The sequence below is a fragment of the Microbacterium kribbense genome, from assembly GCF_039537285.1.
In the GTDB taxonomy this organism is placed as follows: domain Bacteria; phylum Actinomycetota; class Actinomycetes; order Actinomycetales; family Microbacteriaceae; genus Microbacterium; species Microbacterium kribbense.
In genome coordinates this window covers 220,333-242,470 of the sequence record NZ_BAABAF010000008.1, presented here as the reverse complement: position 1 = coordinate 242,470, position 22,138 = coordinate 220,333, and the positions used below count along the sequence as shown (strand labels likewise).

The 22,138-nt window shown below is 70.0% G+C and carries 17 protein-coding genes and 1 other RNA gene; 7 read left to right on the top strand and 11 right to left on the bottom strand.

All coding sequences use genetic code 11. From position 1 onward, the window contains the following. Positions 1–161: 161 nt before the first annotated feature. Positions 162–1,094, bottom strand: coding sequence for a proteasome assembly chaperone family protein (locus ABD705_RS12235; protein ID WP_344783958.1), 933 nt, complete (start codon positions 1,092–1,094; stop codon positions 162–164). 80 nt (positions 1,095–1,174) lie between these two features. Between ABD705_RS12235 and ABD705_RS12230 the strand changes: the two genes are divergently transcribed. From ABD705_RS12230 to sucB, 3 genes are all read left to right on the top strand, one after another. Further along, positions 1,175–2,644 carry a leucyl aminopeptidase gene (locus ABD705_RS12230; protein WP_344783956.1) on the top strand — a complete coding sequence of 490 codons (1,470 nt, stop codon included), beginning with the start codon at positions 1,175–1,177 and terminating at the stop codon, positions 2,642–2,644. Next, complete coding sequence (lpdA, locus tag ABD705_RS12225) at positions 2,644–4,017, top strand: dihydrolipoyl dehydrogenase (RefSeq protein ID WP_344783954.1); 1,374 nt, start codon at positions 2,644–2,646, stop codon at positions 4,015–4,017. Before ABD705_RS12230 ends, lpdA begins: the two co-directional genes overlap by 1 nt. Before the next feature lie 64 nt (positions 4,018–4,081). Beyond that, positions 4,082–5,836, top strand: a complete 1,755-nt coding sequence (gene sucB / locus ABD705_RS12220) for a 2-oxoglutarate dehydrogenase, E2 component, dihydrolipoamide succinyltransferase (RefSeq protein WP_344783952.1) — start codon at positions 4,082–4,084, stop codon at positions 5,834–5,836. 7 nt (positions 5,837–5,843) lie between these two features. Here the strand turns inward: sucB and ABD705_RS12215 are convergent, their stop codons facing one another. Next, complete coding sequence (locus ABD705_RS12215; protein WP_344783950.1) at positions 5,844–7,178, bottom strand: hypothetical protein; 1,335 nt, start codon at positions 7,176–7,178, stop codon at positions 5,844–5,846. 116 nt (positions 7,179–7,294) lie between these two features. On the opposite strand from ABD705_RS12215, the gene ABD705_RS12210 reads away from it, so the two are divergent. After that, positions 7,295–8,005: a DUF4191 family protein gene (locus tag ABD705_RS12210; protein WP_344783948.1), complete on the top strand. Its 711-nt coding sequence runs from the start codon at positions 7,295–7,297 to the stop codon at positions 8,003–8,005. A gap of 37 nt (positions 8,006–8,042) precedes the next feature. On the opposite strand, the gene ABD705_RS12205 is transcribed toward ABD705_RS12210, so the two are convergent. Further along, on the bottom strand, positions 8,043–8,471 hold the full coding sequence (locus ABD705_RS12205; RefSeq protein WP_344783946.1) for an RDD family protein: 429 nt from the start codon (positions 8,469–8,471) through the stop codon (positions 8,043–8,045). A 126-nt stretch (positions 8,472–8,597) separates the two neighbouring features. On the opposite strand from ABD705_RS12205, the gene glnA (ABD705_RS12200) reads away from it, so the two are divergent. Next, the gene (gene glnA, locus ABD705_RS12200; protein ID WP_344783944.1) at positions 8,598–10,022 is read left to right on the top strand and encodes a type I glutamate--ammonia ligase; all 1,425 of its coding nucleotides are present in this window, start codon (positions 8,598–8,600) and stop codon (positions 10,020–10,022) included. Positions 10,023–10,465: 443 nt separating this feature from the next. Here the strand turns inward: glnA (ABD705_RS12200) and ABD705_RS12195 are convergent, their stop codons facing one another. From ABD705_RS12195 to ABD705_RS12180, 4 genes are read right to left on the bottom strand one after another with little or no spacing between them, the layout of a single operon-like run. After that, complete coding sequence (locus ABD705_RS12195; RefSeq protein ID WP_344783942.1) at positions 10,466–10,903, bottom strand: MarR family winged helix-turn-helix transcriptional regulator; 438 nt, start codon at positions 10,901–10,903, stop codon at positions 10,466–10,468. Positions 10,904–10,953: 50 nt separating this feature from the next. Beyond that, on the bottom strand, positions 10,954–13,953 hold the full coding sequence (locus ABD705_RS12190) for a bifunctional [glutamine synthetase] adenylyltransferase/[glutamine synthetase]-adenylyl-L-tyrosine phosphorylase (protein WP_344783940.1): 3,000 nt from the start codon (positions 13,951–13,953) through the stop codon (positions 10,954–10,956). A gap of 6 nt (positions 13,954–13,959) precedes the next feature. After that, positions 13,960–15,297, bottom strand: coding sequence for a type I glutamate--ammonia ligase (glnA, locus tag ABD705_RS12185; RefSeq protein WP_344783939.1), 1,338 nt, complete (start codon positions 15,295–15,297; stop codon positions 13,960–13,962). 31 nt (positions 15,298–15,328) lie between these two features. Then, positions 15,329–15,547 carry an SPOR domain-containing protein gene (locus tag ABD705_RS12180; RefSeq protein WP_344783937.1) on the bottom strand — a complete coding sequence of 73 codons (219 nt, stop codon included), beginning with the start codon at positions 15,545–15,547 and terminating at the stop codon, positions 15,329–15,331. A gap of 171 nt (positions 15,548–15,718) precedes the next feature. On the opposite strand from ABD705_RS12180, the gene ppgK reads away from it, so the two are divergent. Further along, positions 15,719–16,483 (top strand): polyphosphate--glucose phosphotransferase, encoded by a 765-nt coding sequence (gene ppgK, locus ABD705_RS12175; protein WP_344783935.1) that lies wholly within the window; start codon positions 15,719–15,721, stop codon positions 16,481–16,483. Positions 16,484–16,496: 13 nt separating this feature from the next. Here ppgK and rnpB read toward each other — a convergent pair. Next, positions 16,497–16,863: RNase P RNA component class A (gene rnpB, locus ABD705_RS12170), an RNA gene on the bottom strand. 81 nt (positions 16,864–16,944) lie between these two features. Between rnpB and ABD705_RS12165 the strand changes: the two genes are divergently transcribed. After that, entirely contained in the window at positions 16,945–17,727 is a 783-nt protein-coding gene (locus ABD705_RS12165) for a cell wall protein (protein ID WP_344783933.1), read from the top strand. A gap of 215 nt (positions 17,728–17,942) precedes the next feature. Here the strand turns inward: ABD705_RS12165 and ABD705_RS12160 are convergent, their stop codons facing one another. The 3 genes from ABD705_RS12160 to ABD705_RS12150 all read right to left on the bottom strand — a co-directional run bounded on the left by ABD705_RS12160 (position 17,943) and on the right by ABD705_RS12150 (position 21,983). Further along, the gene (locus ABD705_RS12160) at positions 17,943–19,679 is read right to left on the bottom strand and encodes a bifunctional 3'-5' exonuclease/DNA polymerase (protein WP_344783931.1); all 1,737 of its coding nucleotides are present in this window, start codon (positions 19,677–19,679) and stop codon (positions 17,943–17,945) included. 22 nt (positions 19,680–19,701) lie between these two features. Further along, positions 19,702–20,433: a zinc ribbon domain-containing protein gene (locus ABD705_RS12155; RefSeq protein WP_344783929.1), complete on the bottom strand. Its 732-nt coding sequence runs from the start codon at positions 20,431–20,433 to the stop codon at positions 19,702–19,704. 1,064 nt (positions 20,434–21,497) lie between these two features. Next, positions 21,498–21,983, bottom strand: coding sequence for a TIGR02391 family protein (locus tag ABD705_RS12150; RefSeq protein WP_344783927.1), 486 nt, complete (start codon positions 21,981–21,983; stop codon positions 21,498–21,500). Between the last annotated feature and the right edge of the window lie 155 nt (positions 21,984–22,138).

The window sequence follows — 22,138 nt, the reverse complement described above, 5'->3', positions numbered from 1 at the left end:
AAGACCCTTGTCAAGTGCATCCGACGGTTGAGAGGAACTCGGGTCGGGTGCTGACAATGGGTCGCTGATCCATTGTCGCACATCCGGTCCTTGATCCTGGACACCGCGACGCACGGGTCATGCCCGACGAAACGTCCGTCCCCGTGCGGATATTCCGCCGCTCAGCCGAGCGGGCCCCCGAACTGGTCGTCTTCGCCGGTCGGCCGGTTGGCCAGGAACCGCTCGAGCTCGGCAGCCAGTTCGTCGGCGCTGGGCAGATCCCCGGTGTGCACGATCGGCGCGGCCAGGGTGGAACCGGCCATATAGGCGTCGTAGCGGTCTTCGAGTCCCTTCAGCATCTGGGTCAGATCGGCGCTCTCGCTGACCTGTTCGGTGACGCGGCGCAGGAACTCCCGGTTCTGCTCCCGCAGCTCGTCCCCTGAGAAGAGCAGCCCGGTCGCCGCGCTGATGCAGTCCAGCGCCGCCAGCGTCGCCGCCGGATACTCGGTGTCGCCCAGGTAGTGCGGCACCAGCAGGATGAAGCCGGCCACGGGGATCTCCTCCTGCGCGAACCGGTACTCCAGCAGGTGGCCGACGGTGCCCGGCACCTCGGTGTGCGGGCGCCACACCGAGTGCGCAGCCGTGAGCTTGTCTCGGGTGCCGCTGACGGTGGTGCCGATCGGCCGGGTGTGCGGCACCGGCATCGGGATCGAGTGCAGCCAGGTCACCGAGGCGACCTCGTGCTGCTGCGCCAGGCCGATCACGGCGCGGGAGAACCCCTCCCAGACGAAGTCGGGCTCATAGCCGCTGAGCAGCAGGAACGGTGCACCGACGGCGTCGCGGGTCAGGGTCAGCTCGAGCCGCTGCGGCCGGTAGTCGGTCAGGCGCTCCCCATCGAAGGTGATCACCGGGCGGCGCGCCCGGTAGTCCAGCAGCACATCATTGTCAAAGGACCCGACCAGCTGCGACGACAGCTCATCGCGCAGATAGGTGATCAGCTGCGACACCGCGCCGCCGGCATCGGTGAATCCGGTCAGCGCGATCACCAGCGGCAGCCCCGGGGGTACGGGCGGGGCCGATGCCGCACGCTCGAACAGCGGCGCGGATGAGGGCATGCTCCCACTCTAGGAGGCCAGGGCCCGCGCCCGACGCGATCCCGCTGTCAGCGAACACCGCCCCTCGTAGGATGGACCTCATGCCGTTCCCGACGCTGACGCCCACGAGCGCGCCGGTCCACGAATCCGATGCCGAGCTGCTGATCCTGGCGCTGCCGCCGCTGGACGATGTGGACTTTCCGCCACTGCCGGACTGGCCGGATCTGGTCGACGCGCTGACGGCCGTGGGCTTCACGGGGACGGTCGGCAGCGTGCAGCGCGTGCCGGTGCCCGCCGTGGCGCCGCGTCGGGTCGCCGTGGTCGGCACGGGTTCGCAGCCGACCCCGGCCGACCTGCGCGATGCGGTGGGCGCGGCCGCCCGCACCCTGACGGGGTTCGCGTCTGCTGCCGTCGCAGTGCCGGGTGCCGACGGGGAGGGACTGCGTGCGGCGGCCGAGGGCGCCGCGCTGGGCGGCTACTGGTTCGACGACTACAAGTCCGATCCCGCTCCCCAGCGCCGCGTCGCCGACGTCACGCTGCACGGTGATGCCGTTCTCGATCTGACAGCGCCCGAAGCCGCGGCCGCCGCCGTCGCACTCGTGAAGGACCTCGCCACCACGCCCGCACAGTGGCAGAGCCCCGCCGATCTCGCCGACCGAGCGGTCGCCGAAATGGCCGACCTGCCGGTCGATGTGCACGTGTACGACGAACAGGAGCTGGCCGCCGGCGGGTTCGGCGGCATTCTCGGGGTCGGCCAGGGGTCGGCGCGTCCGCCCCGGCTGGTGCGCCTGGACTACCGTCCGCAGGGCGCCACCAGGCACGTGGCCTTGGTGGGCAAGGGCATCACGTTCGACACCGGCGGACTCTCGCTGAAGCCGCCCGCCTCGATGGTCGGCATGAAATACGACATGACCGGGGCCGCCACTGTGCTCGCGGCACTGCAGGCGGCCGCGCGCCGTGCGCTGCCGGTGCATGTCACGGCATGGCTGTGCGTGGCCGACAACATGCCGTCCGGTTCGGCGATCCGCCCCGGCGACGTGCTGCGGATGCACAGCGGCTTGAGCGTCGAGGTGCTCAACACCGACGCCGAGGGGCGGCTGGTGCTCGCCGACGGGCTGGCTGCGGCCAGCGCCGAGCATCCGGACGTCATCGTGGACGTCGCGACCCTCACGGGCGCCATCGTCGTGGCCCTGGGCAACCGGCACACCGGCGTGATGGGCTCCGACGACGCCGTCGCCGAGTTCCTCGCCGCCGCCGAGCGCACGGATGAGCTCGCCTGGCACATGCCGCTGCCGCAGCACATGGAGCGGGAGTTGGACTCCCCCATCGCCGATCTGCAGAACGCGAAGATCGGCGACCGCTCGGGCGGCTCGCTGTTCGCCGGCCTGTTCCTGCAGCGCTTCGTCGGCCGCGTCCGCGACGCCGAAGACGCTGACCGCATCCCCTGGGTGCACCTCGACATCGCCGGATCCGGCGAGAACCACGGCTCCGGGTTCGGGTTCACCGACAAGGGCCCGACCGGCGCGACCGTGCGCGCACTGATCGCATTCCTCGAAGGAGCGGAATCCTGATGACACAGCACAATGTCGACCTCGTCGTCCTCGGCGGCGGCAGCGGCGGGTATGCCGCCGCGCTGCGCGCGGCAGAACTGGGCAAGTCCGTCGTCCTGATCGAGAAGGACAAGGTCGGGGGCACCTGCCTGCACCGCGGCTGCATTCCGACCAAGGCGCTGCTGCACGCGGCCGAGGTCGCCGACGCGGCGCGGGATGCGGCATCCTTCGGCGTCCGCGCACGCCTGGACGGCATCGACGCGGCCGGCCTGCGCGCGTATCGCGAGGGCATCGTCGCCAAGAAGTACAAGGGGCTGCAGGGCCTGATCAACGCGCGCGGCATCACCGTCGTCGAGGGCACCGGCACCCTGGCTTCGGACCGCACCGTGCACGTGGGCGACGACGTCTATGCCGGCACCGACGTGGTGCTGGCCACCGGGTCGTACAGTCGCAGCCTGCCGGGACTTGAGATCGGCGGCCGCATCATCACGAGTGAGCAGGCTCTCGAACTCGACGAGGTCCCCGCCTCCGTCGTGATCCTCGGCGGCGGCGTGATCGGGGTGGAGTTCGCCAGCGTCTGGCGCTCGTTCGGCGTGGACGTCACGATCGTCGAGGCACTCGACCATCTGGTGCCCAATGAGGACGTCGCTCTGAGCAAGGGGCTGGAGCGCGCGTTCCGCAAGCGCGGCATCGCCTCGTCGCTGGGCGTGCGGTTCGCCTCGGCGACGCAGACTGCGGATGCCGTGACCGTCACCCTTGAAGACGGCAAGACCCTCACCGCCGACTATCTGCTGGTCGCCGTCGGCAGAGGCCCGGCCACCGACGGACTCGGCTTCGAAGCGGCCGGCGTCGTGGTCGAGCGGGGCTTCGTGCACACCGACGCGACACTGCAGACCGATCTCGCGCATGTGTGGGCCGTCGGCGACATCGTGCGCGGTCTGCAGCTGGCCCACCGCGGATTCGCGCAGGGGATCTTCGTCGCCGAGCAGATCGCCGGGCTGGCCCCCGTGCCGGTGCCGGAATCGCAGATCCCGCGGATCACCTACTGCAGCCCCGAGGTGGCGTCGGTCGGACTGACCGAGGCCCAGGCCGTCGCGGCGCACGGCGCCGACGGCGTCACGTCGTACGAGTACAGCCTCAACGGCAACGGCAAGAGCGAGATCATCGGCACGACCGGGCTCGTGAAGGTCGTCCGCGCGGCCGGCGGCCCGATCCTGGGCGTGCACCTGCTCGGCGACCGGATGGGCGAGCTGATCACCGAGGGGCAGCTGGCCGTCGCCTGGGAGGCGTTCCCGGACGACATCGCCCCCTACATCCACGCGCATCCGACCCAGAGCGAGTCTTTGGGCGAGGCCTTCCTCGCGCTCGCGGGCAAACCGCTGCACGCGCTCTGACGCGTGCCCGCATCCGCACATCACTAAGCTGGAATAGTTATCGGCTTTTAAAGGAGACACACCCATGAGCACATCCGTGGTCCTCCCCGCGCTCGGCGAGAGCGTCACCGAGGGAACGGTCACCCGCTGGCTCAAGAACGTCGGGGACACGGTCACTGAGGACGAGGGACTCCTGGAGATCTCCACAGACAAGGTGGACACCGAGATCCCGTCCCCCGTCAGCGGCGTCCTCGAGGAGATCCTCGTGCAGGAGGACGAGACCGTCGAGGTGGGTGCGGTCCTCGCCAAGATCGGCGACGGCGCCGGATCGCCGGCCGCCGCACCGGCGCCCGACCAGGCCGCCGCGCCCGCCGAGCCCGCAGAGGCGGCACCCGCGCCCGCCGAGCCGGCTCCGTCCGAGCCCTCGGCACCGGCTCCGGCCGCGCCCGAACCGGCCGCGTCAGCCCCCACGACACAGCCTGCCGCCGGCGGCAAGGACATCGTGCTCCCCGAACTCGGCGAGAGCGTGACCGAGGGGACCGTCACCCGGTGGCTCAAGAGCGTCGGCGACACCGTCGCGGTCGACGAGCCGCTGCTGGAGATCTCCACCGACAAGGTGGACACCGAGATCCCGTCGCCGATCGCCGGTGTGCTGCAGGAGATCCTGGTGCAAGAAGACGAGACCGTCGACGTCGGCGCCGTGCTGGCCCGCATCGGCGACGGTTCGGCTGCGGCGGCACCCGAGCCCCCGGCGCCGGCGGCCGAGCCCGCTGCGCCCGAGCAGGCCGCGCCGCCGGCCGAGCCCGTCCCCGCGCCGCAGCCCGCCGCACCCGCAGAACCGGCCCCGGCCGCACCGGCACGGCCCGCCGCGCAGGCAGCACCCGCTGCTCCGGCTCCCCCTGCACCAGCCACCGCGGCCGCCGCAGCCGGCGATGACATCACCTACGTGACGCCGCTGGTGCGCCGCCTCGCGCAGCAGCAGGGGGTCGACCTTTCGTCGGTGCAGGGCACCGGCGTGGGCGGACGCATCCGCAAGGAGGACGTGCTCAAGGCCGCCGAGGTGGCCGCCGCCGCTCCCGCCGCCGAGGTACCGGGCGCCGCGTCCGCACCCGTGCAGGTCTCGCCGCTGCGCGGCACCACCGCGCCGATGTCGCGCCTGCGCAAGGTGCTCGCCGAGCGGGCGGTCGCGTCGATGCAGCAGACCGCGCAGCTGACGACCCTCGTCGAGGCCGATGTCACGAACCTGGCGGCGCTGCGGGAGAGCACCAAGGGCGCCTTCCTCGCCAAGACGGGCAACAAGCCGTCGTTCCTCCCGTTCTTCGCGCTGGCCGCCGCCGAAGCGCTGCAGGCCTACCCGGTGATCGGTGCGACCGTCGACGGCGACACGATCGTCTACCCGGCCACCGAGAACCTGTCGATCGCGGTGGACACCGAACGTGGCCTGCTCACGCCGGTGCTGCGGGATGCCGGGGGCAAGAGCATCGCCCAGATCGCCGCGGAGATCGCCGACCTCGCCGCCCGCACGCGGGACAACAAGCTCAAGCCCGATGAGCTCAGCGGCGGCACGTTCACGGTGACCAACACCGGTTCCCGCGGAGCGCTGTTCGACACGCCGCTGGTCTTCCTGCCGCAGTCCGCGATCCTCGGCACTGGCGCGGTCGTCAAGCGGCCGGGCGTGGTCACGGTCGACGGGACGGACGCCATCGCGGTGCGCTCCTACGTCTACCTGGCGTTGTCGTACGATCACCGGATCGTCGACGGTGCAGATGCCGCACGGTTCCTGAGCGTCATGAAGGCGCGGCTGGAGGCCGGCGCCTTCGAGGGCAATCTCGGCATCTGACCGGGCGTCACGGCGTCACCGGCTGCTGCGCGACATCATGGATGTCGCGCAGCAGCCATTTTCCGTCCTTGCGCACGATGACCACGAGCTGATCGCCCATCTCAGCGAAGTCGGCATGCGCGCGCAGCACGGCCGCACCGCCGAAGTCGTCGAGCAGGGTGAGCGTGCGCTGGTCGGCGTCCAGATCGATCACACCGGCGGGCAGGGTCCGTCCGGGCTGCTCCTGCGTACGCACGCGGCAAGCGGCATCGGCGCACCCTGCCCGTTCGACCAGCAGCGCGTCCGCTATCGCCGCCAGCGCGGGCGGGTCGGCCGACGACGCCGGCGGACCGGGTTCCGCACTGGCGGCGCGGTCGGGGCCGCGCAGGTCTCCGGCGGTCGGTGTGGACCCGGCCGTGCTCAGCTGGGCCGCATCGGCGTTCGCCGGCGCCGGCGCGCCGTCCGGCCACATCACCCCGACGCCGAGCACGATCGCACCCGCGGCGGCGGCCCACATCACCGGATGCCGCCGGCGGCCGGGCCGATCGGTCCGCAGCCGCCGCCACAGCGCGGTCGCCGCCCGGGATGCCATCTCGGGCAGCGCCGCGTCGACGTGCGGCGCGATCGCGTCCCACCAGCGGCCGCCGTCCGGCGCGTCGAGGGCGGGCGCCGGCGGGCGGTCGACCGCGACGGCTCGGGCCAGCGCGGGTGCGAACACGGTCGTGGCCAGCGGCTGCGGCTCGGCGGCCGCGAGCAGCCCCTCCTCGAGGTCGGGCACGACGTTGCCCAGTCCCCGCGGTTCGTCCAGCGCCGCGACCGCGGCATCGAGTGCCGCACACACCTCGTCGTGCCCGGGTGCGGCGGCGGTCTCCTCACGCACTCGCTGCAGGAGTCCCTGCGCCTCCGGTGCGGCATCCACCTCGCCGCCTGCCACCAGCAGCGGGCGGCCGTCGTCGGCGAGCCACCACGACCCGGTCGCGGCATCGCCCTCCCGCGCACACAGCGACACGGCTTCGGCGGTCCCCCGCAGCACGCTCACCGCCACCGTCACCGACTCACCCGGCGTCAGCGGCACGTCGCCGGCACTGCGCCGCGTCAGGAACACTGACAGCTGCTCGGTGCACATCGGCAGCACGACGTCGTGTCCTTCTGCGTGCCGCACCAGATCGCGGGCCGCGGCGAGGTGGCCGTCGGGGGCTCCGCGCCACGTCCAGGAGTGCGCGAGCTGGGCGGCATCGACCAGCACACACGCCCGACCAGCGGCATCCTGCGCCAGCACCCCGGACCAGGGCGCATCCGGCGGCCCGATCCGGCGGATCGGCCGCGGCCCCGGCGGCACGGCGGTGAGGGCGGCATCGCTCATGACTCCAGAATGGATGCCGCCGGCAGCCGGCAACCTCGATGGCCGTGGATCTGTGCACAACTGCCTCCTCGGCAGCGGCTGGGGAGGAGCCGCCGCGAAAAGGTAGGCTGGAGGGCATGGCCGCACGCAGTTCACAGACCGAGAAGAAACCCAACTTCTTCGTCCAGCTCAAGTCCCTCTTCACGTTCACCAAGGACGTGTTCGGATGGCTGCCGTGGGCCCTCGGCGGCATTCTGCTCGCGGGCATCTGGGTGGGCATCCTGATCGGCTTCCTGCTCCCGCCGCTGGAGCTGTGGAGCATCGTCCTGTGGGGCTTCACGGGCCTGCTGTTCGGAATCCTGGCCGCGCTGATGACGATGACGAGGCTCTCGACCAAGGCGATGTATCAGAAGATCGAAGGCCGCCCCGGCGCCGTCGGCCACGTCCTGTCCACCTCGCTCGGGCGCAGCTGGCAGGCCGGCGATACTCCGGTGGGCGTGAACCCGAAGACCCAGGAGGCGGTGTATCGCGCGGTCGGCCGCGGCGGCGTCGTGATCGTCGGCGAGGGCGCGCACGGCCGACTCACCCGGCTCGTGAACGAAGAGCGCGCCAAGGTCACGCGGGTGGCCAGCGGCGTGCCGGTGACGGTGCTGTATGTCGGCCACGGCGAGAAGGACGTCGCGATCAGCGACCTCGCCAAGACCGTCAAGAAGCTGCCCCGGGCCATCAACCGCGCCACCCAGGCCGCCGTCATCAAGCGCATCGACTCGGTCTCGCAGTCTCTGGCCTCGCTGCCGATCCCCAAGGGCATCGACCCGATGCGGGCCCGCGCTCCGCGACCGCGCTGACCAGCAGCAGCGGCAGTGCCGGCGGGGCGGGCCACCGCTAGACGCGGATCAGCACCGTGCCGGCCGCCTTGTCGTGCAGGCCGCGGTGGTCGGCGTCCCAGATGAGTGCGGGAATGATCAGGAACAGCAGCGCCGTGCGCACGACCGGCCGCCACACGCCGACCCAGCCGCCGCCGACCCGCACGACCCGCATGCCCAGGATGCGGTGACCCGGGCCGCCGCCGATGGTCGGGATGAACAGGATCTGCATGATCGCGAAGATGATGTTCGCGGCCAGCGGGTCGGCGACGAGGGCGCCGGTGGCCTGATCGGTGTGGTGGAAGAAGGCATAGCCGATGAGTGCGGCACTGGCGATGTCGATGACCAGCGCCCCCACCCTGCGCCAGAACCGCGCGACGCTCAACGGCCCCGATTCGGACAGCCCCATCCGCTCACCGGGAAACTGTTCACGTGGGGCCTCGGGCATTCCTCTAGCCTAGATGCGGACGTGTAACACGCCCGAAACACACCAGACACGGCCGGGCAATGCGACTTCGGTAGTTTCGAGCTCGCCACGCTGAGGCTGGCAGCCGCACCCGAAACTGGAGAGTACATGTTCAACGAACCCGCCGAGGTGCTGAAGTTCATCAAGGACGAGGATGTCAAATTCCTCGACATCCGATTCACGGACCTTCCTGGTGTGCAGCAGCACTTCAACATTCCCGCCGCCACCGTCGACGAAGACTTCTTCTCGGTGGGGCAGATGTTCGACGCCTCGTCGATCCGCGGGTTCGCCAGCATCCACGAGTCCGACATGCAGTTGATCCCGGACGTGACCACCGCCTACCTCGACCCGTTCCGGGACGCCAAGACGCTGATCATGCTCTTCGACATCTACAACCCGCGCACCGGTGAGATCTATTCGAAGGATCCGCGCCAGGTCGCCAAGAAGGCCGAGAAGTACCTCGCCTCCACGGGCGTCGCCGACACCGCCTACTTCGCCCCCGAGGCCGAGTTCTACATCTTCGACGACGTGCGCTATGAGGTCAAGCAGAACTCGAGCTTCTTCGCGGTGGACTCCGAAGAGGGCGCCTGGAACACCGGCCGCGAAGAGGAGGGCGGCAACCTCGGCAACAAGACGCCGTTCAAGGGCGGCTACTTCCCGGTCTCCCCCGTCGACAAGCAGGCCGACCTGCGCGATGACATCAGCCTCAAGCTCATCGAATCGGGCCTGGTGCTCGAGCGCGCCCACCACGAGGTGGGCAGCGGCGGACAGGCCGAGATCAACTACCGCTTCGACACCATGGTGCACGCGGCCGACGACATCCTGAAGTTCAAGTACATCGTCAAGAACACCGCCGAGCTGTGGGGCAAGTCGGCCACGTTCATGCCCAAGCCCCTCTTCGGCGACAATGGGTCGGGCATGCACACCCACCAGTCGCTGTGGATGGGCAGCACGCCGCTGTTCTACGACGAGAAGGGCTACGGCGGGCTCTCCGACATCGCGCGGTGGTACATCGGCGGCATCCTGCAGCACGCAGCCGCGGTGCTGGCGTTCACCAACCCGACGCTGAACAGCTATCACCGGCTGGTGAAGGGCTTCGAGGCCCCCGTGAACCTGGTCTACTCGGCAGGCAACCGCTCGGCAGCCATCCGGATCCCGCTGACCGGGACCAGCCCGAAGGCCAAGCGCATCGAGTTCCGCGCGCCGGATGCCTCCAGCAACCCCTACCTCGCCTTCGCGGCGCAGCTGATGGCGGGGCTGGACGGCATCAAGAACCGGATCGAGCCGCACGAGCCGATCGACAAGGACCTGTACGAGCTGCCGCCCGAGGAGGCCCGCGACATCCCGCAGGTGCCCAACTCGCTGCAGGACTCCTTGGACGCCCTCGCGGCCGACCACGACTTCCTCCTCGAGGGCGGCGTGTTCACGCAGGAGCTGATCGACACCTGGATCGAGTACAAGGTCGAGTACGAGATCCTGCCGCTCGCACAGCGCCCGCACCCGTTCGAGTACGAGCTGTACTACGGCGTGTAGCCGGCTCCGTCCCACACGTCTCCACGCAGCGCTGCGGTTGCCGGCGATCAGCGACAGCGGGGCGAACACAACTCCGAGACATGCCGAGCAGTCGTCGGACCATGGTGAGGTTCTCCTGGCCGCTCAGGTCCTTTGGTCTCGGGCCCCACCGTGTGTCTGAGGATGCGACTTCCGTCCTCGTCGAACAGTCTGGGAGACTTCGGTTCATAGGACCGTCGGTGCACGGCGACCGATTCGACGTCATCCCACGTGACATGCACGTCCCAGTCCAGCCCGTTGCGCACCCGGAGACCATCCGGTCCGAACGGCCTGCGAAAGACCGCACGCCCGATGCTCGCATAGATGACCTTCTCCACACTGCTGCCGCGAGCCAGTAGCGCCTTCACTCGACTGGGTTCGGGCGGCGCCGACAGAGATTCGACGCTCATCAGTAGTGCCCCGGTTCATACCGGGGCACTACTGGTCAATTCCACGAGTCGGGCGAGCATCGCGTCCATTCCCCGTCCGAATGCCGCGCGGTCAGCGGGGGCCACGGCATTGCCGAGGTCGGCGTTCAATTCGGCATGCTCCCGCTGCATCCGGACCATGACCGCGTCGCCTTCGGCCGTCAGCTGGACCAGCACCGCCCTGCGGTCCGACGGATGCGGAACGCGCCGCACGTAGCCGTGCCGTTCGAGCACATCCACGAGGCCGGAGATGTTGCGCGGGCTGACGGACAGAGATTCGGACAACGCCTGCTGCGTCGATGGCCCGGTCAGAGCAAGAGACCACAGCAGCGTGACCCGTGACTCCGTGAGCGGTGTGCCCGCAAAGGCCCGAGTCATGTCTTGTCGGAACAAGCTGGTGATGAGCAGAAGCTTGTCAAGGAGCACGGGACTCATATACGTACACTACTACATTATGAATAATGGTAACGATATGTGCGGCCGGCTCAGCCGTAGAACAGCTTCTCGAACACCCGGCGCCCGCGTCGCGCGGCGCGCAGCCAGTCCTCCTCGACGGCGCTGGCTGCGCGCGGCGGATAGGTCAGCAGCCGGCCGATGCCGTCCAGCTGTCGCCGGTCGGTGGGCAGCACGTTGCTGGTCCCCCCGGTCAGCAGCGTGTTGGCCGAGCGCAGTCGGCTCGCCAGACGCCACGCCTGCCCGAGCCGCAGCGCGGATGCCTTCGGCACGAGGTCGGCCGCCACCGCGGCATCCAGTGCACCCAGCGTCGAGGTTGTCCGCAGCCCGGGCACCCGATGCGCGTGCTCGAGCTGGATGACCTGCACCAGCCACTCGACGTCGCTCAGGCCCCCCGGGCCCAGCTTGAGGTGCCGCTCCGGCGGCGCGCCCTGCGGCAGCCGTTCCGCTTCGATGCGCGCCTTGATGCGCTTGATCTCACGCAGATCAGGTGTGCGCACGGCATCGGGGTAGCGCACCTCGTCGGCCATCGCCATGAAGTCGGCGATCAGCCCGGCGCTGCCAGCGATCCCGCGGGCCCGCAGCAGCGCCTGCGCCTCCCAGGACAGCGACCAGCGCCGGTAGTACTCGCGGTACGCCTCCAGAGACCGCACCAGCGGTCCGTTGCGCCCCTCTGGGCGCAGATCGGCGTCCAGCTCCATCGGCAGCCGGTGGTCCTCGGCGTGGGCGCGCAGCTCGGTGACCAGCTTCCGGGCGAGCGTGCTCGCGCGCTCGGGCTCCACCGAGCCGGCCCGATAGACGAAGAGCACGTCGGCGTCCGACCCGAAGCCCAGTTCGGCGCCGCCGAAGCGCCCCATCGCGATGACGGCGAACTCCAGCGACGAGTCCTCCTCGGGCACGACGTCCCGATACACCGCGCGCAGCAGCGACTGGATCGTCGTCTCGGTGATCGTCGTCAGTGCGTGGGCGAGCTCTTCCAGGCTCATGACGCCCAGCACCGTCGCCATCGCCGCGCGCAGCAGCTCACGACGGCGCAGCGCGCGCACCGACTTCATCGCGCCGGAGATCTTGGTGTGGCGGGTCTGGATCGCCCGGGCCTCACGATCCAGCGCCTGCGCGCTGCGCGGCTGCAGCAGGCCGACGTCGTCCAGCCATGCCGCCGACTCCGGGATCCACTCCATCAGCTCGCCGATGTAGCGCGACCCCGACAGCACCCGGGTCAGGCTCTCGGCGGCGCCGGACGAGTCGCGCAGCATCCGCAGGAACCAGGGCGTCGCCCCCAGTCGCTCGCTGATGCGGCGGAACGCGAGCAGCCCGTAATCGGGGTCGACGCCGTCGGCGAACCAGCGGATCATGATCGGCATCAGGTGGCGCTGGATGCTGATCTTGCGGCTGCTGCCGCTGGTCAGCGCGGCGATGTGCCGCAGCGCGCCGGCCGGGTCCGTGAACCCGATCGCAGCGAGCCGATCGTGCGCCTGCGCGGTCGACAGGCTGCGCTCGGCCTCAGGGAGGGCGGCCACGGCAGACAGCAGCGGCCGGTAGAACAGCCGCACATGGATGTCGCGCACTTCGCGCTTGACGTCGTCCCACACCCGCAGCACACCCTCGGCGCCATCGGCGAGCCGGGTCGCCCGTGCCAGGACGCGCAAGTCCTCCGGCCGGGCCGGCATCAGGTGGGTGCGGCGCAGCTCGCGCAGCTGCACGCGATGCTCCAGCACCCGCAGCACGCGGTAGTCGTGATCGAAGGCAGCGGCGTCGACTCGCCCGATGTAGCCCTCCGCGACCAGGGCCGAAAGGGCGTCCAGGGTGCCGCGCTGGCGGATCGCGGGGTCGGTGAGGCCGTGCACGAGCTGCAGCAGCTGCACGGTGAACTCGACGTCGCGGATGCCGCCCGGACCGAGCTTGATCTGCAGCGGCACCTCCTCGGCGGGGATGTTGTCGGTGACCCGTTCGCGCATGCGCTGCACGCTGTCCACGAAGTCGGCGCGCGCGGCGCTGCCCCAGACCCGTTCGGCCACGGCCCGCACATACTCCTCGCCCAGATCCGCGTCACCGGCGATCTGGCGCGCCTTCAGCAGCGCCTGGAACTCCCAGCTGTGCGCCCACCGGTCGTAGTAGGACAGGTGCGATTCCAGCGTGCGCACCAGCGCGCCCTGCTTGCCCTCGGGCCGCAGGTTCGCGTCGACATCCCACAGCGGCGGTTCGATCTCCATGCTCGCCACCCCGCGCATGGTCTGGATCGCCAGCCGCGTGGCGATGTCGATGGCACGAGTGGCTGCCAGGTCGGGCAGCGCTTGAGTGTCCGCCTCGCCGACGAAGATCACGTCGACGTCGCTGACGTAGTTCAGCTCACGCGCCCCGGCCTTGCCCATGCCGATGACGGCGAACCTGGTCGCCGCGACCTCGGCGCGGCTGAACAGCGACATCGCCCCGCCGGTCGCGATGCGGGTGCGCGCGACGGCCAGGGATGCCTCCAGCGCGGCGCCTGCGGCATCGGCCAGCGCCGCCGCGACATCGGCGACGGCGGCCACCGGGTCCTCGCTCAGCAGATCGTAGACGGCGATGCGCGCCAGCATGCGCCGGTAGCGGATCCGCAGCGCGACCCACGCCGCTTCGGAGCCGTCGTCGGCGAAGCCGTCATGGGCGGCGACGGCATCCATCAGCTGCCCGGTCAACTCTGCGGCCGTGGGCAGCCTCGTGCGGGCGACTGTCAGATCGGCCAGTTCATCCGGATGCCGCAGGTAGAAGCCGCCGAATCCGTGCGACGCTCCGACCAGCGCCCACACCGCCTGCGCGCCGGTGGCGGTGCCGAACACCTCGCGCACGGCCGCCGCATCCCGGCGCGCAACCAGCACCAGTGCCTCCAGCGCCCCGTCGGGGTCGGCCGCGACCGCGACCGGTTCCAGCAGCGCCGCGCGGGCCAGGCCGGTCGCCTCGGACAGCTCGGTCAGGTGCTCGCCGGCGGCGGCCAGCTGGGCGAAGCCGGCGCGCGCGAGCGCCGTCAGGCCGGACGCGCGATCGGCCCTGGCCATGGCTGCCTAGAGCATCTCCAGGTTGCGCGTCAGCTCGAACGGGGTGACCTGCGCGCGGTAATCCTGCCATTCCCGCCGCTTGTTCAGCAGCACGTAGTTGAACACCTGCTCGCCGAGCGTCTCGGCCGCCAGCTCGGAGTCCTCCAGGTAGTCCAGCGCGTGGTCCAGGCTTGCCGGCAGCGGCGCGAACCCGAGGGCCCGGCGTTCCGCGTCGGTGAGCGACCAGACGTTGTCTTCGGCCTCCGCGGGCAGGTCGTACTCCTCTTCGATGCCCTTCAGCCCGGCCGCCAGCATCAGTGCGTAGGCGAGGTAGGGGTTGGTCGCCGAGTCCAGCCCGCGGTACTCCACCCGGGTGGACTGCTCCTTGGTCGGCTTGTACATCGGCACCCGGATCAGGGCGGACCGGTTGTTGTGACCCCAGCAGATGAAGCTGGGCGCCTCATCGCCGCCCCACAGCCGCTTGTACGAGTTGACGAACTGGTTGGTCACCGCCGCGATCTCGTTCGCGTGCCGGAGCAGGCCGGCGATGAACTGGCGCCCCACCCGGGACAGCTGGTACTGCGCGCCCTCCTCGTAGAACGCGTTCATGTCGCCTTCGAATAGCGACATGTGCGTGTGCATGCCGCTGCCGGGCTGGCCGCCCAGCGGCTTGGGCATGAACGTGGCGTAGACCCCCTGCTCGATCGCCACCTCCTTGACCACGGTGCGGAAGGTCATGATGTTGTCGGCCGTGGTCAGCGCGTCGGCGTAGCGCAGATCGATCTCGTTCTGACCCGGGCCGCCCTCGTGATGGCTGAACTCCACCGAGATGCCCAAGTCCTCCAGCATCCGCACCGAGCGCCGGCGGAAGTCGTGCGCCGTACCGCCGGGCACGTTGTCGAAGTAGCCGGCGGAGTCGACCGGCACGGGGCCCTCCGGGCCCAGTCGCGAGGACTTGAGCAGGTAGAACTCGATCTCGGGGTGCGTGTAGAACGTGAAGCCGGCATCGGCGGCCTTGGCCAGCGCGCGCTTGAGCACGTTGCGCGGATCGGCGACGGCGGGCTGCCCGTCCGGAGTGGTGATGTCGCAGAACATCCGCGCCGTCGGATCGACCTCACCGCGCCACGGCAGGATCTGGAACGTGCCCGGATCGGGGTTGGCCAGCAGATCCGACTCATACGACCGGGTCAGCCCCTCGATGGCGGAGCCGTCGAAGCCGATGCCCTCATTGAACGCCCCCTCGACCTCGGCCGGCGCGATGGCGACCGACTTCAGCGTGCCCACCACATCCGTGAACCAGAGCCGGACGAACTTCACTCCGCGCTCTTCGATCGTGCGCAGGACGAAGTCCCGTTGCTTGTCCATGTCTCTCCTGATCGTCCCCGCGCCGCCGCGGTCAGCCTTCGATTCCGGCTTCGCCGCCGGTACGCCAGTCGTCCTCGGCGCGATCGTCTTCGCGCCACTTGCGCGCGCGCTCTTCGATGATCTCCGGGGCCCGGGCGGCTTCCTCGGCGGTGTCGAATGGACCGGCCCGATCCACTGCCGGCGATTGCATGCCGCGCTCGACCTGCCTGGTGACGAGGTTGTACCAGAACTTGTCGTCGTCGTCTGCCACGATGCCTCCTCGGATCCGCGCCGCCGAGCGGCCTGCGCCGGCCGTGTTCGGCCGCAGCTCGATCCTACTGAGCTTGATGGTGCGACGCGTGATGGGATTGCGCGGGCCGACGAACCCGCGCACCGCACCCACGGATGAGGGCGGCCGCCAGGTCTGGATAGGCTGGGACCCATGGGAGCAGAAACGACACGAGCGGTCGGAGTCGACATCGGCGGCACCGGGATCAAGGGCGGCATCGTCGACCTGCAGACCGGGAGCCTGGTCAGTGACCGGATCAAGGTCGCCACGCCCGACGGGGGACGCCCGAAGGACGTGCTGACCGCGGTCAAAGAGGTGCTCGCCACGCTCGGTGTCACGGATGCCGACACGATGCCACTGGGCGTCGCCTTCCCCGCCATCATCAAGCACGGTCGCACCCTGTCGGCGGCCAACGTCTCGCAGAAGTGGGTGGGGTTCGAGGCCGAGAAGTTCTTCGAAGAGGGACTGGGCCGCAGCATCCATTTCGCCAATGACGCCGACGTGGCCGGCGTCGCCGAGGTGCGCTACGGCGCCGCGAAAGGCCAGGAGGGCCTGACCATCCTGACCACGCTCGGCACCGGCATCGGCTCGGCGATGATCCACAACGGGATGCTGATCCCCAACTCCGAGCTCGGGCACCTGCAGCGCGCGAAGCACAAGCACGACGCCGAAGCGTGGGCGGCCTATTCGGCCGTGGAGCGCGAGAGCCTGAGCTGGGAGAAGTGGGCCGACCGGCTGCAGTGGTACTACAGCTACCTCGAGTTCCTGTTCAGCCCGGATCTGTTCGTGGTCGGCGGCGGCGTCTCCAAGCATGCCGACGAGTTCCTGTCGCTGCTGAAGCTGAACACGAAGATCATCCCGGCCGTGCACCGCAACAACGCCGGGATCATCGGAGCCGCCGCACTCGCAGCCGACTGAACTGCAGCGGGGGCGAATGGGCCGGCCTGTACGCCGGGTTCTGTCCCGGGGACGGATCCCCATGGATGGCCATCTCTCTCGGCGACACGTTGCCGTGCCGCTCCAGCGACCTACCCGGGGACTCGGCGGGCCGCGTCAACATCCCCTGTATGGTCTTGCTCCGGGCGAGGTTTGCCGTGCGAGTCGCGTCACCGCGACTCCGGTGGTCTCTTACACCGCCCTTTCACCCTTACCGGGGCACGCCCCGGCGGTCTGCTCTCTGTGGCACTGTCTCGCGGATCACTCCGGGTGGACGTTATCCACCGCCCTGCCCTGTGGAGCCCGGACGTTCCTCGGCGCACCCGGCGAACCGGCTGCGACGCGGCCATCCAGCCGACCCATTCGCGTGGCCGAGTCTATCCGCACTCCCGGGATACGCGCATACTTTGGCAATGGCCTCGCGATGACGTCGTGGCTGGGGTATGCTCGGCTGTGAAAGCGACCACTGGGAGGTCGCGGGTGGTCTTGGGGACCGCGTTACGCCTACTGGGGAGGCTCAACACATGTTCCGTGCGCTCACTGTCGCCGTATCTGTCACGGCACTCATCGCATTCGGCGGCGCAGCCGCCGCGTATGCGCAAGACGATTCTGGCTCCTCCGGTGCGATATCGCCGGTCGCGTCGCAGAACAACTACACGCCTCACACACCGACCGTGCCGAGCCTGGCTGGGTCCACCGCGCTGGCAGAGTGCGTCGGTGATGTGCCCTGGATTGTGTATTCGGTCACGCTGACCGACCCCGATAACCAGTCGACCGGCCACACGGCCAAACTCGTCTTGACCGACGGCAGCCAGAGTCACACGATCACTCTTGGCAAGCTCGTGAACAACAAGCTCAGCGGGCGTGTCCTGTGGCCCGGTGCGTCACTCGACTCCTCCGGTGACCCCAATGGCTGGCCCGGTTGGGAGTATCGCAACGGCCAGTGGGTGCAGACCTCGGGCAACTTCGCGTGGACCCGCGGACACATCACCGCGACCATCGAGGTGAACCCGCACATCACAGTCGCGCTGAGCTATCCGCCGGCGACCGCTGTCTGCGCTTCGCCCACGATCGCCCATGCAGCCTCGACCGACGGTACCTCGGCTGACCCTATCCTGGCCGTCACCGGACTGAACGTGCCGGTGATCCCGATCGGGATCGGCGGCGGCGTGATCATTCTGCTGGGTGCGGTGCTGTTGACAGCACGACGCCTGCGCCGACACTGACGGAATGACTGACGACGGCCGGGCGCCTGTGCAGTCCAGGTGTTGAGAAGACTTTGGCCGCGGGTCCGCGGGGCGAACTGCTGACGCGGCAGGATCACGGCGGCGACGACGTGTACGGTCGTCGACGGCGGTGGGAACCCGGTGATCGTGCACACGCCGATGCTGACGCCGCCTGCGCTGGTCACGGCCGGGCCGGCCTGCGGCTGAGCGGACCGTTAGCCCTTGGCGCCGGTCCGGCTGATGTGCAGGTCCAGTGGGAAGTCGATCGGGAAGTCGCCGAACAGCAGGGATGCCGCCGCCTGCGCCGCCTCGCGCACGATCTCGGCGACCGCCTCGGCGTGGCGGGCCGGCGTGTGCACGATGAGCTCGTCGTGCAGAAAGAACGCGAGATGCGGCACACGCGCGAAGGCGGCACCCGAACGCGGCGCGGCCTCGGCGGTCGGCACCGGATCGAGCCGGGCCAGGCGCGCACGCACCTCGCCCAGCCAGGCCAGTGCCCACTCAGCGGCCGTGCCCTGCACGACGAAGTTGCGGGTGAACCGGCCGCGGTCGCCCGCGGCACGCCGGGCTCGGTCTCGGTCGGCCGCCGACGCGCCCTCACCGGCCGCGCTCGCCTGCCGGGCCCGCCACCCGGCGGACGCCGGCGGCGAGGTGCGCCCCAGCCACGTCGAAACCTGCTCGCCATTCTCGCCGGCGCGGGCCGCGGCATCCACCAGCTCCATCGCACGCGGATAGGTGCGCCGCAGCCGCGGCACCAGCCGGCCGCTGTCGCCGGTGGTCGCGCCGTACATGGCGCCGAGCATCGCCACCTTCGCCTCGTGCCGCTCGGCGACGGCGCCGCGCTCGACGATGCCGGCGTAGAGGTCGTGACCGCGTGCGGACTCCGCCAGCGCGAGGTCGCGCGCCATGGCCGCCAGCACGCGCGGCTCCAGCTGCGCGACGTCGGCGACCACGAGCCGCCAGCCCGAGTCGGCGCGCATGGCCTCGCGCAGCTGTCGCGGGATCTGCAGCGCTCCCCCGCCGGAAGCGGCCCATCGCCCGGTGACCACGCCCGCCGGGATGTACACCGGCCGGAACCGGCCGTCATGGACCCACTCGGCCAGCCAGGCCCATCCATTCGCCGTGAGCAGTCGGTGCAGTCGCTTGTATTCCAGCAGCAGCTCGATCACCGGATGGTCGAAGTCACGCAGCTCCCACTTGGCCGTGGTGCGGGCCGGTATGTCGATGCGGTGCAGGCTGCGCAGCAGCTTGGCGGGTGAGTCGAGATTCGCCTGCGGGTCGCGCAGCTGCGCGCGCACCGCGGCGGCAAGCTCGGCGACGCGCGCCGGCAGCCCACCGGCCGCCGGTCGCCGGCCCAGCTCGGCGATCAGAATGTCCTCGTGCACCGCCGCATCCCACGGCAGCCCGGCATGACGCAGTTCGGCCGCGATCAGGGCACCGGCCGACTCCGCCGCGCAGAGGATCTCCAGCCGTCGCGGGTCGGCGGCGCCGGCGATCGCCGCACGCTGGCGGGCGAATTCGGCCAGCGCCTCGTCGATGCCCTCGGGCGGGCCGGATCTCGCAGCCGGGTCGTCGGCGAGCGTGAACAGGGCATCGCCGGTGGGGCCCTCCGGTGCCGCGACGGCGTCCCACTGCGTCGCGGCGCGCAGGTCCGCAGCGCGAGCGACCGACGAGCTGGTGCTCAGGATCGCGTGGCACAGTCGCAGGTCGTGACAGCGGCCCACGCGCACTCCGGCGTCCAGCATGGCCGGGTAGCGCCGCGCCGTGTCGTGCCAGACCCAGCGGGCACCGGGCTCGGCCTGCTGCCGCTCGGCGACGTGCACCGCCAGTTCGGCGGTGCCGACCACCCGGCGGTCCAGCTCGCGCCCGTCGGGAGCGAGGCGCACCACGACGACCTGCTCGGCCTGACCGCCCACGACGATCCACGCCGCGCCGCCTCGCGGTGCACTCATCTCGCGGTGGCGCCGGGCGCGATCACAGCCCCGACTCGTCGGTGCGCACCAGAATGCTGCCGCACTCGGGGCAGGTCACGACGTCGTCCTCGGCGGCCTGACGCAGGGCGCTGAGGTCCGAGCCGGAGAGCATCATGCGGCATCCCTCGCACATGCCGCGACGCAGCAGTGCCGCGCCCGCGCTGCGCTCGGCGAGCGTGTCGTAGCGCGCGACGAGGTCGGCGGGCAGATTCGCGACGATCGCGGCACGATCGCGCGCGATCTGGTCGAGCACGGTGGTCGAGTCGGCGACGATGGCCTTGGCCTCGGCACTGAGCCGGCCGCCCTCGTCGTTCGTGGCGGCGATCAGCGCCTCCTGCTCGGCGACGGCCTCCTCGGTGGTCTCGAGCCGCTCCATGGCCTCCAGCTGGGTGTCTTCCAGGTCGCTCAGCCGTCGCGCGAGCGAGGCGATCTCGTTCTCGAGTGCGATGGCGTCCTTCGGAAGCGTGACGGTCTTCAGCCGGTCCCGGTCGCGTTCCTGGCGGGTGCGCGCGACGGTGACATCGCTCTCGATCCGGGTGATCTCGGCCTGCACGTCGTCGCGTGCGCCGGCGCGCGTGGCCAGTTCGAAGTTCTGGGTCTGACGCAGCTCGGTCAGCTCGCGGATCCGGGCTGTCTGCGGCGGATTGCGCCGAGCCGCGTCGGCCTGCTTGCTGCGCCGGTCGAGGTCGGCGACGTCAAGGAGTGCCTGCTGTGCGGCGGGGCTCGATTTCACGGTTCCAACCTACCTTGCCTGCCGCGGCGATGTCCGTCGGCCGGGCGATCAGAGCGCGGTATCGGCCGCGGTCGCGTGAAACGTCGTGGTTCAGAAGGGGATCGGTTCGGGGGGTCCGAATCGGACGGTGCCGGGTGGCCTTGTCAGGTGGCGGCGACGGGTGGGTGCGATCCAGCGCAGGATGCCGCCGGGCAGTTGCTGCACGGTCCAGTCGGTGTCGTGTTTGACGGTGGGCCCACGCGCCGAGAGGCTCCGCGCAGCGCGCAGCGATGCGTGGAGTAGGCGTGGGGAGGGTGCCGTTTGCACAAGTGTGCGAGGTTGCACAGGCCGGTCGGTCCCCCGTCGGCGTGGGCGAGGGTGTGGTCGATGTCGCATTTGTGGGCGGGGCGGCGGCAGCCTCGTTTGCTGGGCCGGTATCGGTCCACGCTGATCGGGACCCCGGTGCACGGGTCGGTGAACACCCGCACCCAGGACGGGGCCGCACCGGCCAGGCACCTGGCGGTGGCATCGTCGGTGGCCCCGTACCCGGTGATGATGCCACCCCCGGTGGCCTGCCCGGCCAGGGTGGCGGCGGGGAGGGCGACCTGCACGGTCGCTCCAGGCCGAAGGCGGGGTTGGATGCTCAAACCGCGCATGTCGCTGGTTTGAGCATCCAACATTGGGTGGGCCCTGCCGGGTTCGAACCGACGACATCCACGGTGTAAACGGGCACGACCCCATTGGACACTTCATTTCCGGCGTTTCTGATGTTTCATGGGGCCCCGGATTCTGGCTGTTTCTCATGTTGGGGGTACGCCGGGGGTACGCGAAGCTCCGATCGCATGCCCGGGAGGGTGCTGGATCCGCTATGGCTCAACGCGAAACTATACATTCGCCACCGCGGAGCCGAGTCCGCCAGGGGGCCGCTCACCGCCGTCGAGTGCCGCGCGAGCTGCCCTGAGGCGAGCCTAGGAACGTTGTCCATTGGCAGTCGTTCGGGCGCGGAGAGGATATTCCTTATCCGCGGTGACACCACGCCAGAGTTTCTGCCTTAAAGAGATGCGGACGGCGGCTTGCGGAGCCAGTTAGGCGGTGACCAATTCGCAGCGATGGATCCATCGGGCAAGGATGCTCAGCGTTGCCAGCTGCTCCAGCGCTTCTTGACGCGCCATGTCGTCAGTCGAGTGAGTGGCGGGGTTACGAATTGCGGAGAAGACGCCCTGACTCATGTTCAGGATGCCCTGACGCATCGCCTTAACTGTCAGGTCGGAGTCTTCCCCTGCCCAACGCAGACGCGGGCGCTCAGCCTGAGGCGACTCCAAACAGAACGTCTGTTGCATCAGTCCGGCGTCTGACACGTCGTGACGCCCCACTCGATCTTGGACTTCCGCGTTGAGCGTGGTCGCTGCGCGCTGCACCGCCGCGGAGTAGTGACCTACATTCCAGTGTTTCGAAGCGGCGTCCCAGATCAACGGATGGAGCGCATCAGCCGCCATCGTGGGCGCATCGTTCCCGAGAATTGCCCGCGTCTCTGCGTCAGTGCGCAGCTTTCCGAGCGCGTAGGTGATCAAGTCGACCCCGAGCCCACCGAGATGTAACTGACACCGGGGTGACGATATAGAAGCTCAGGGAGCGTGTCCCTACTCAGGGCACGAGCGAGCACACGGCGAGTCTGGTTCTCGCGCGCCCTCAAGGCGACCAGGTCGATCGAAGACTCGAGCACCCC

Bases quoted from the DNA above. Each gene is read 5' to 3' on its own strand.
- ABD705_RS12160 (WP_344783931.1), bottom strand. From the start codon at position 19,679: ATGAGTGCACCGCGAGGCGGCGCGGCGTGGATCGTCGTGGGCGGTCAG.
- ABD705_RS12235 (WP_344783958.1), bottom strand. From the start codon at position 1,094: ATGCCCTCATCCGCGCCGCTGTTCGAGCGTGCGGCATCGGCCCCGCCC.
- ABD705_RS12165 (WP_344783933.1), top strand. From the start codon at position 16,945: ATGCTCGGCTGTGAAAGCGACCACTGGGAGGTCGCGGGTGGTCTTGGG.
- ABD705_RS12190 (WP_344783940.1), bottom strand. From the start codon at position 13,953: ATGGCCAGGGCCGATCGCGCGTCCGGCCTGACGGCGCTCGCGCGCGCC.
- ABD705_RS12210 (WP_344783948.1), top strand. From the start codon at position 7,295: ATGGCCGCACGCAGTTCACAGACCGAGAAGAAACCCAACTTCTTCGTC.
- ABD705_RS12230 (WP_344783956.1), top strand. From the start codon at position 1,175: ATGCCGTTCCCGACGCTGACGCCCACGAGCGCGCCGGTCCACGAATCC.
- glnA (WP_344783939.1), bottom strand. From the start codon at position 15,297: ATGGACAAGCAACGGGACTTCGTCCTGCGCACGATCGAAGAGCGCGGA.
- ppgK (WP_344783935.1), top strand. From the start codon at position 15,719: ATGGGAGCAGAAACGACACGAGCGGTCGGAGTCGACATCGGCGGCACC.
- sucB (WP_344783952.1), top strand. From the start codon at position 4,082: ATGAGCACATCCGTGGTCCTCCCCGCGCTCGGCGAGAGCGTCACCGAG.
- ABD705_RS12195 (WP_344783942.1), bottom strand. From the start codon at position 10,903: ATGAGTCCCGTGCTCCTTGACAAGCTTCTGCTCATCACCAGCTTGTTC.
- glnA (WP_344783944.1), top strand. From the start codon at position 8,598: ATGTTCAACGAACCCGCCGAGGTGCTGAAGTTCATCAAGGACGAGGAT.
- ABD705_RS12205 (WP_344783946.1), bottom strand. From the start codon at position 8,471: ATGCCCGAGGCCCCACGTGAACAGTTTCCCGGTGAGCGGATGGGGCTG.
- ABD705_RS12215 (WP_344783950.1), bottom strand. From the start codon at position 7,178: ATGAGCGATGCCGCCCTCACCGCCGTGCCGCCGGGGCCGCGGCCGATC.
- lpdA (WP_344783954.1), top strand. From the start codon at position 2,644: ATGACACAGCACAATGTCGACCTCGTCGTCCTCGGCGGCGGCAGCGGC.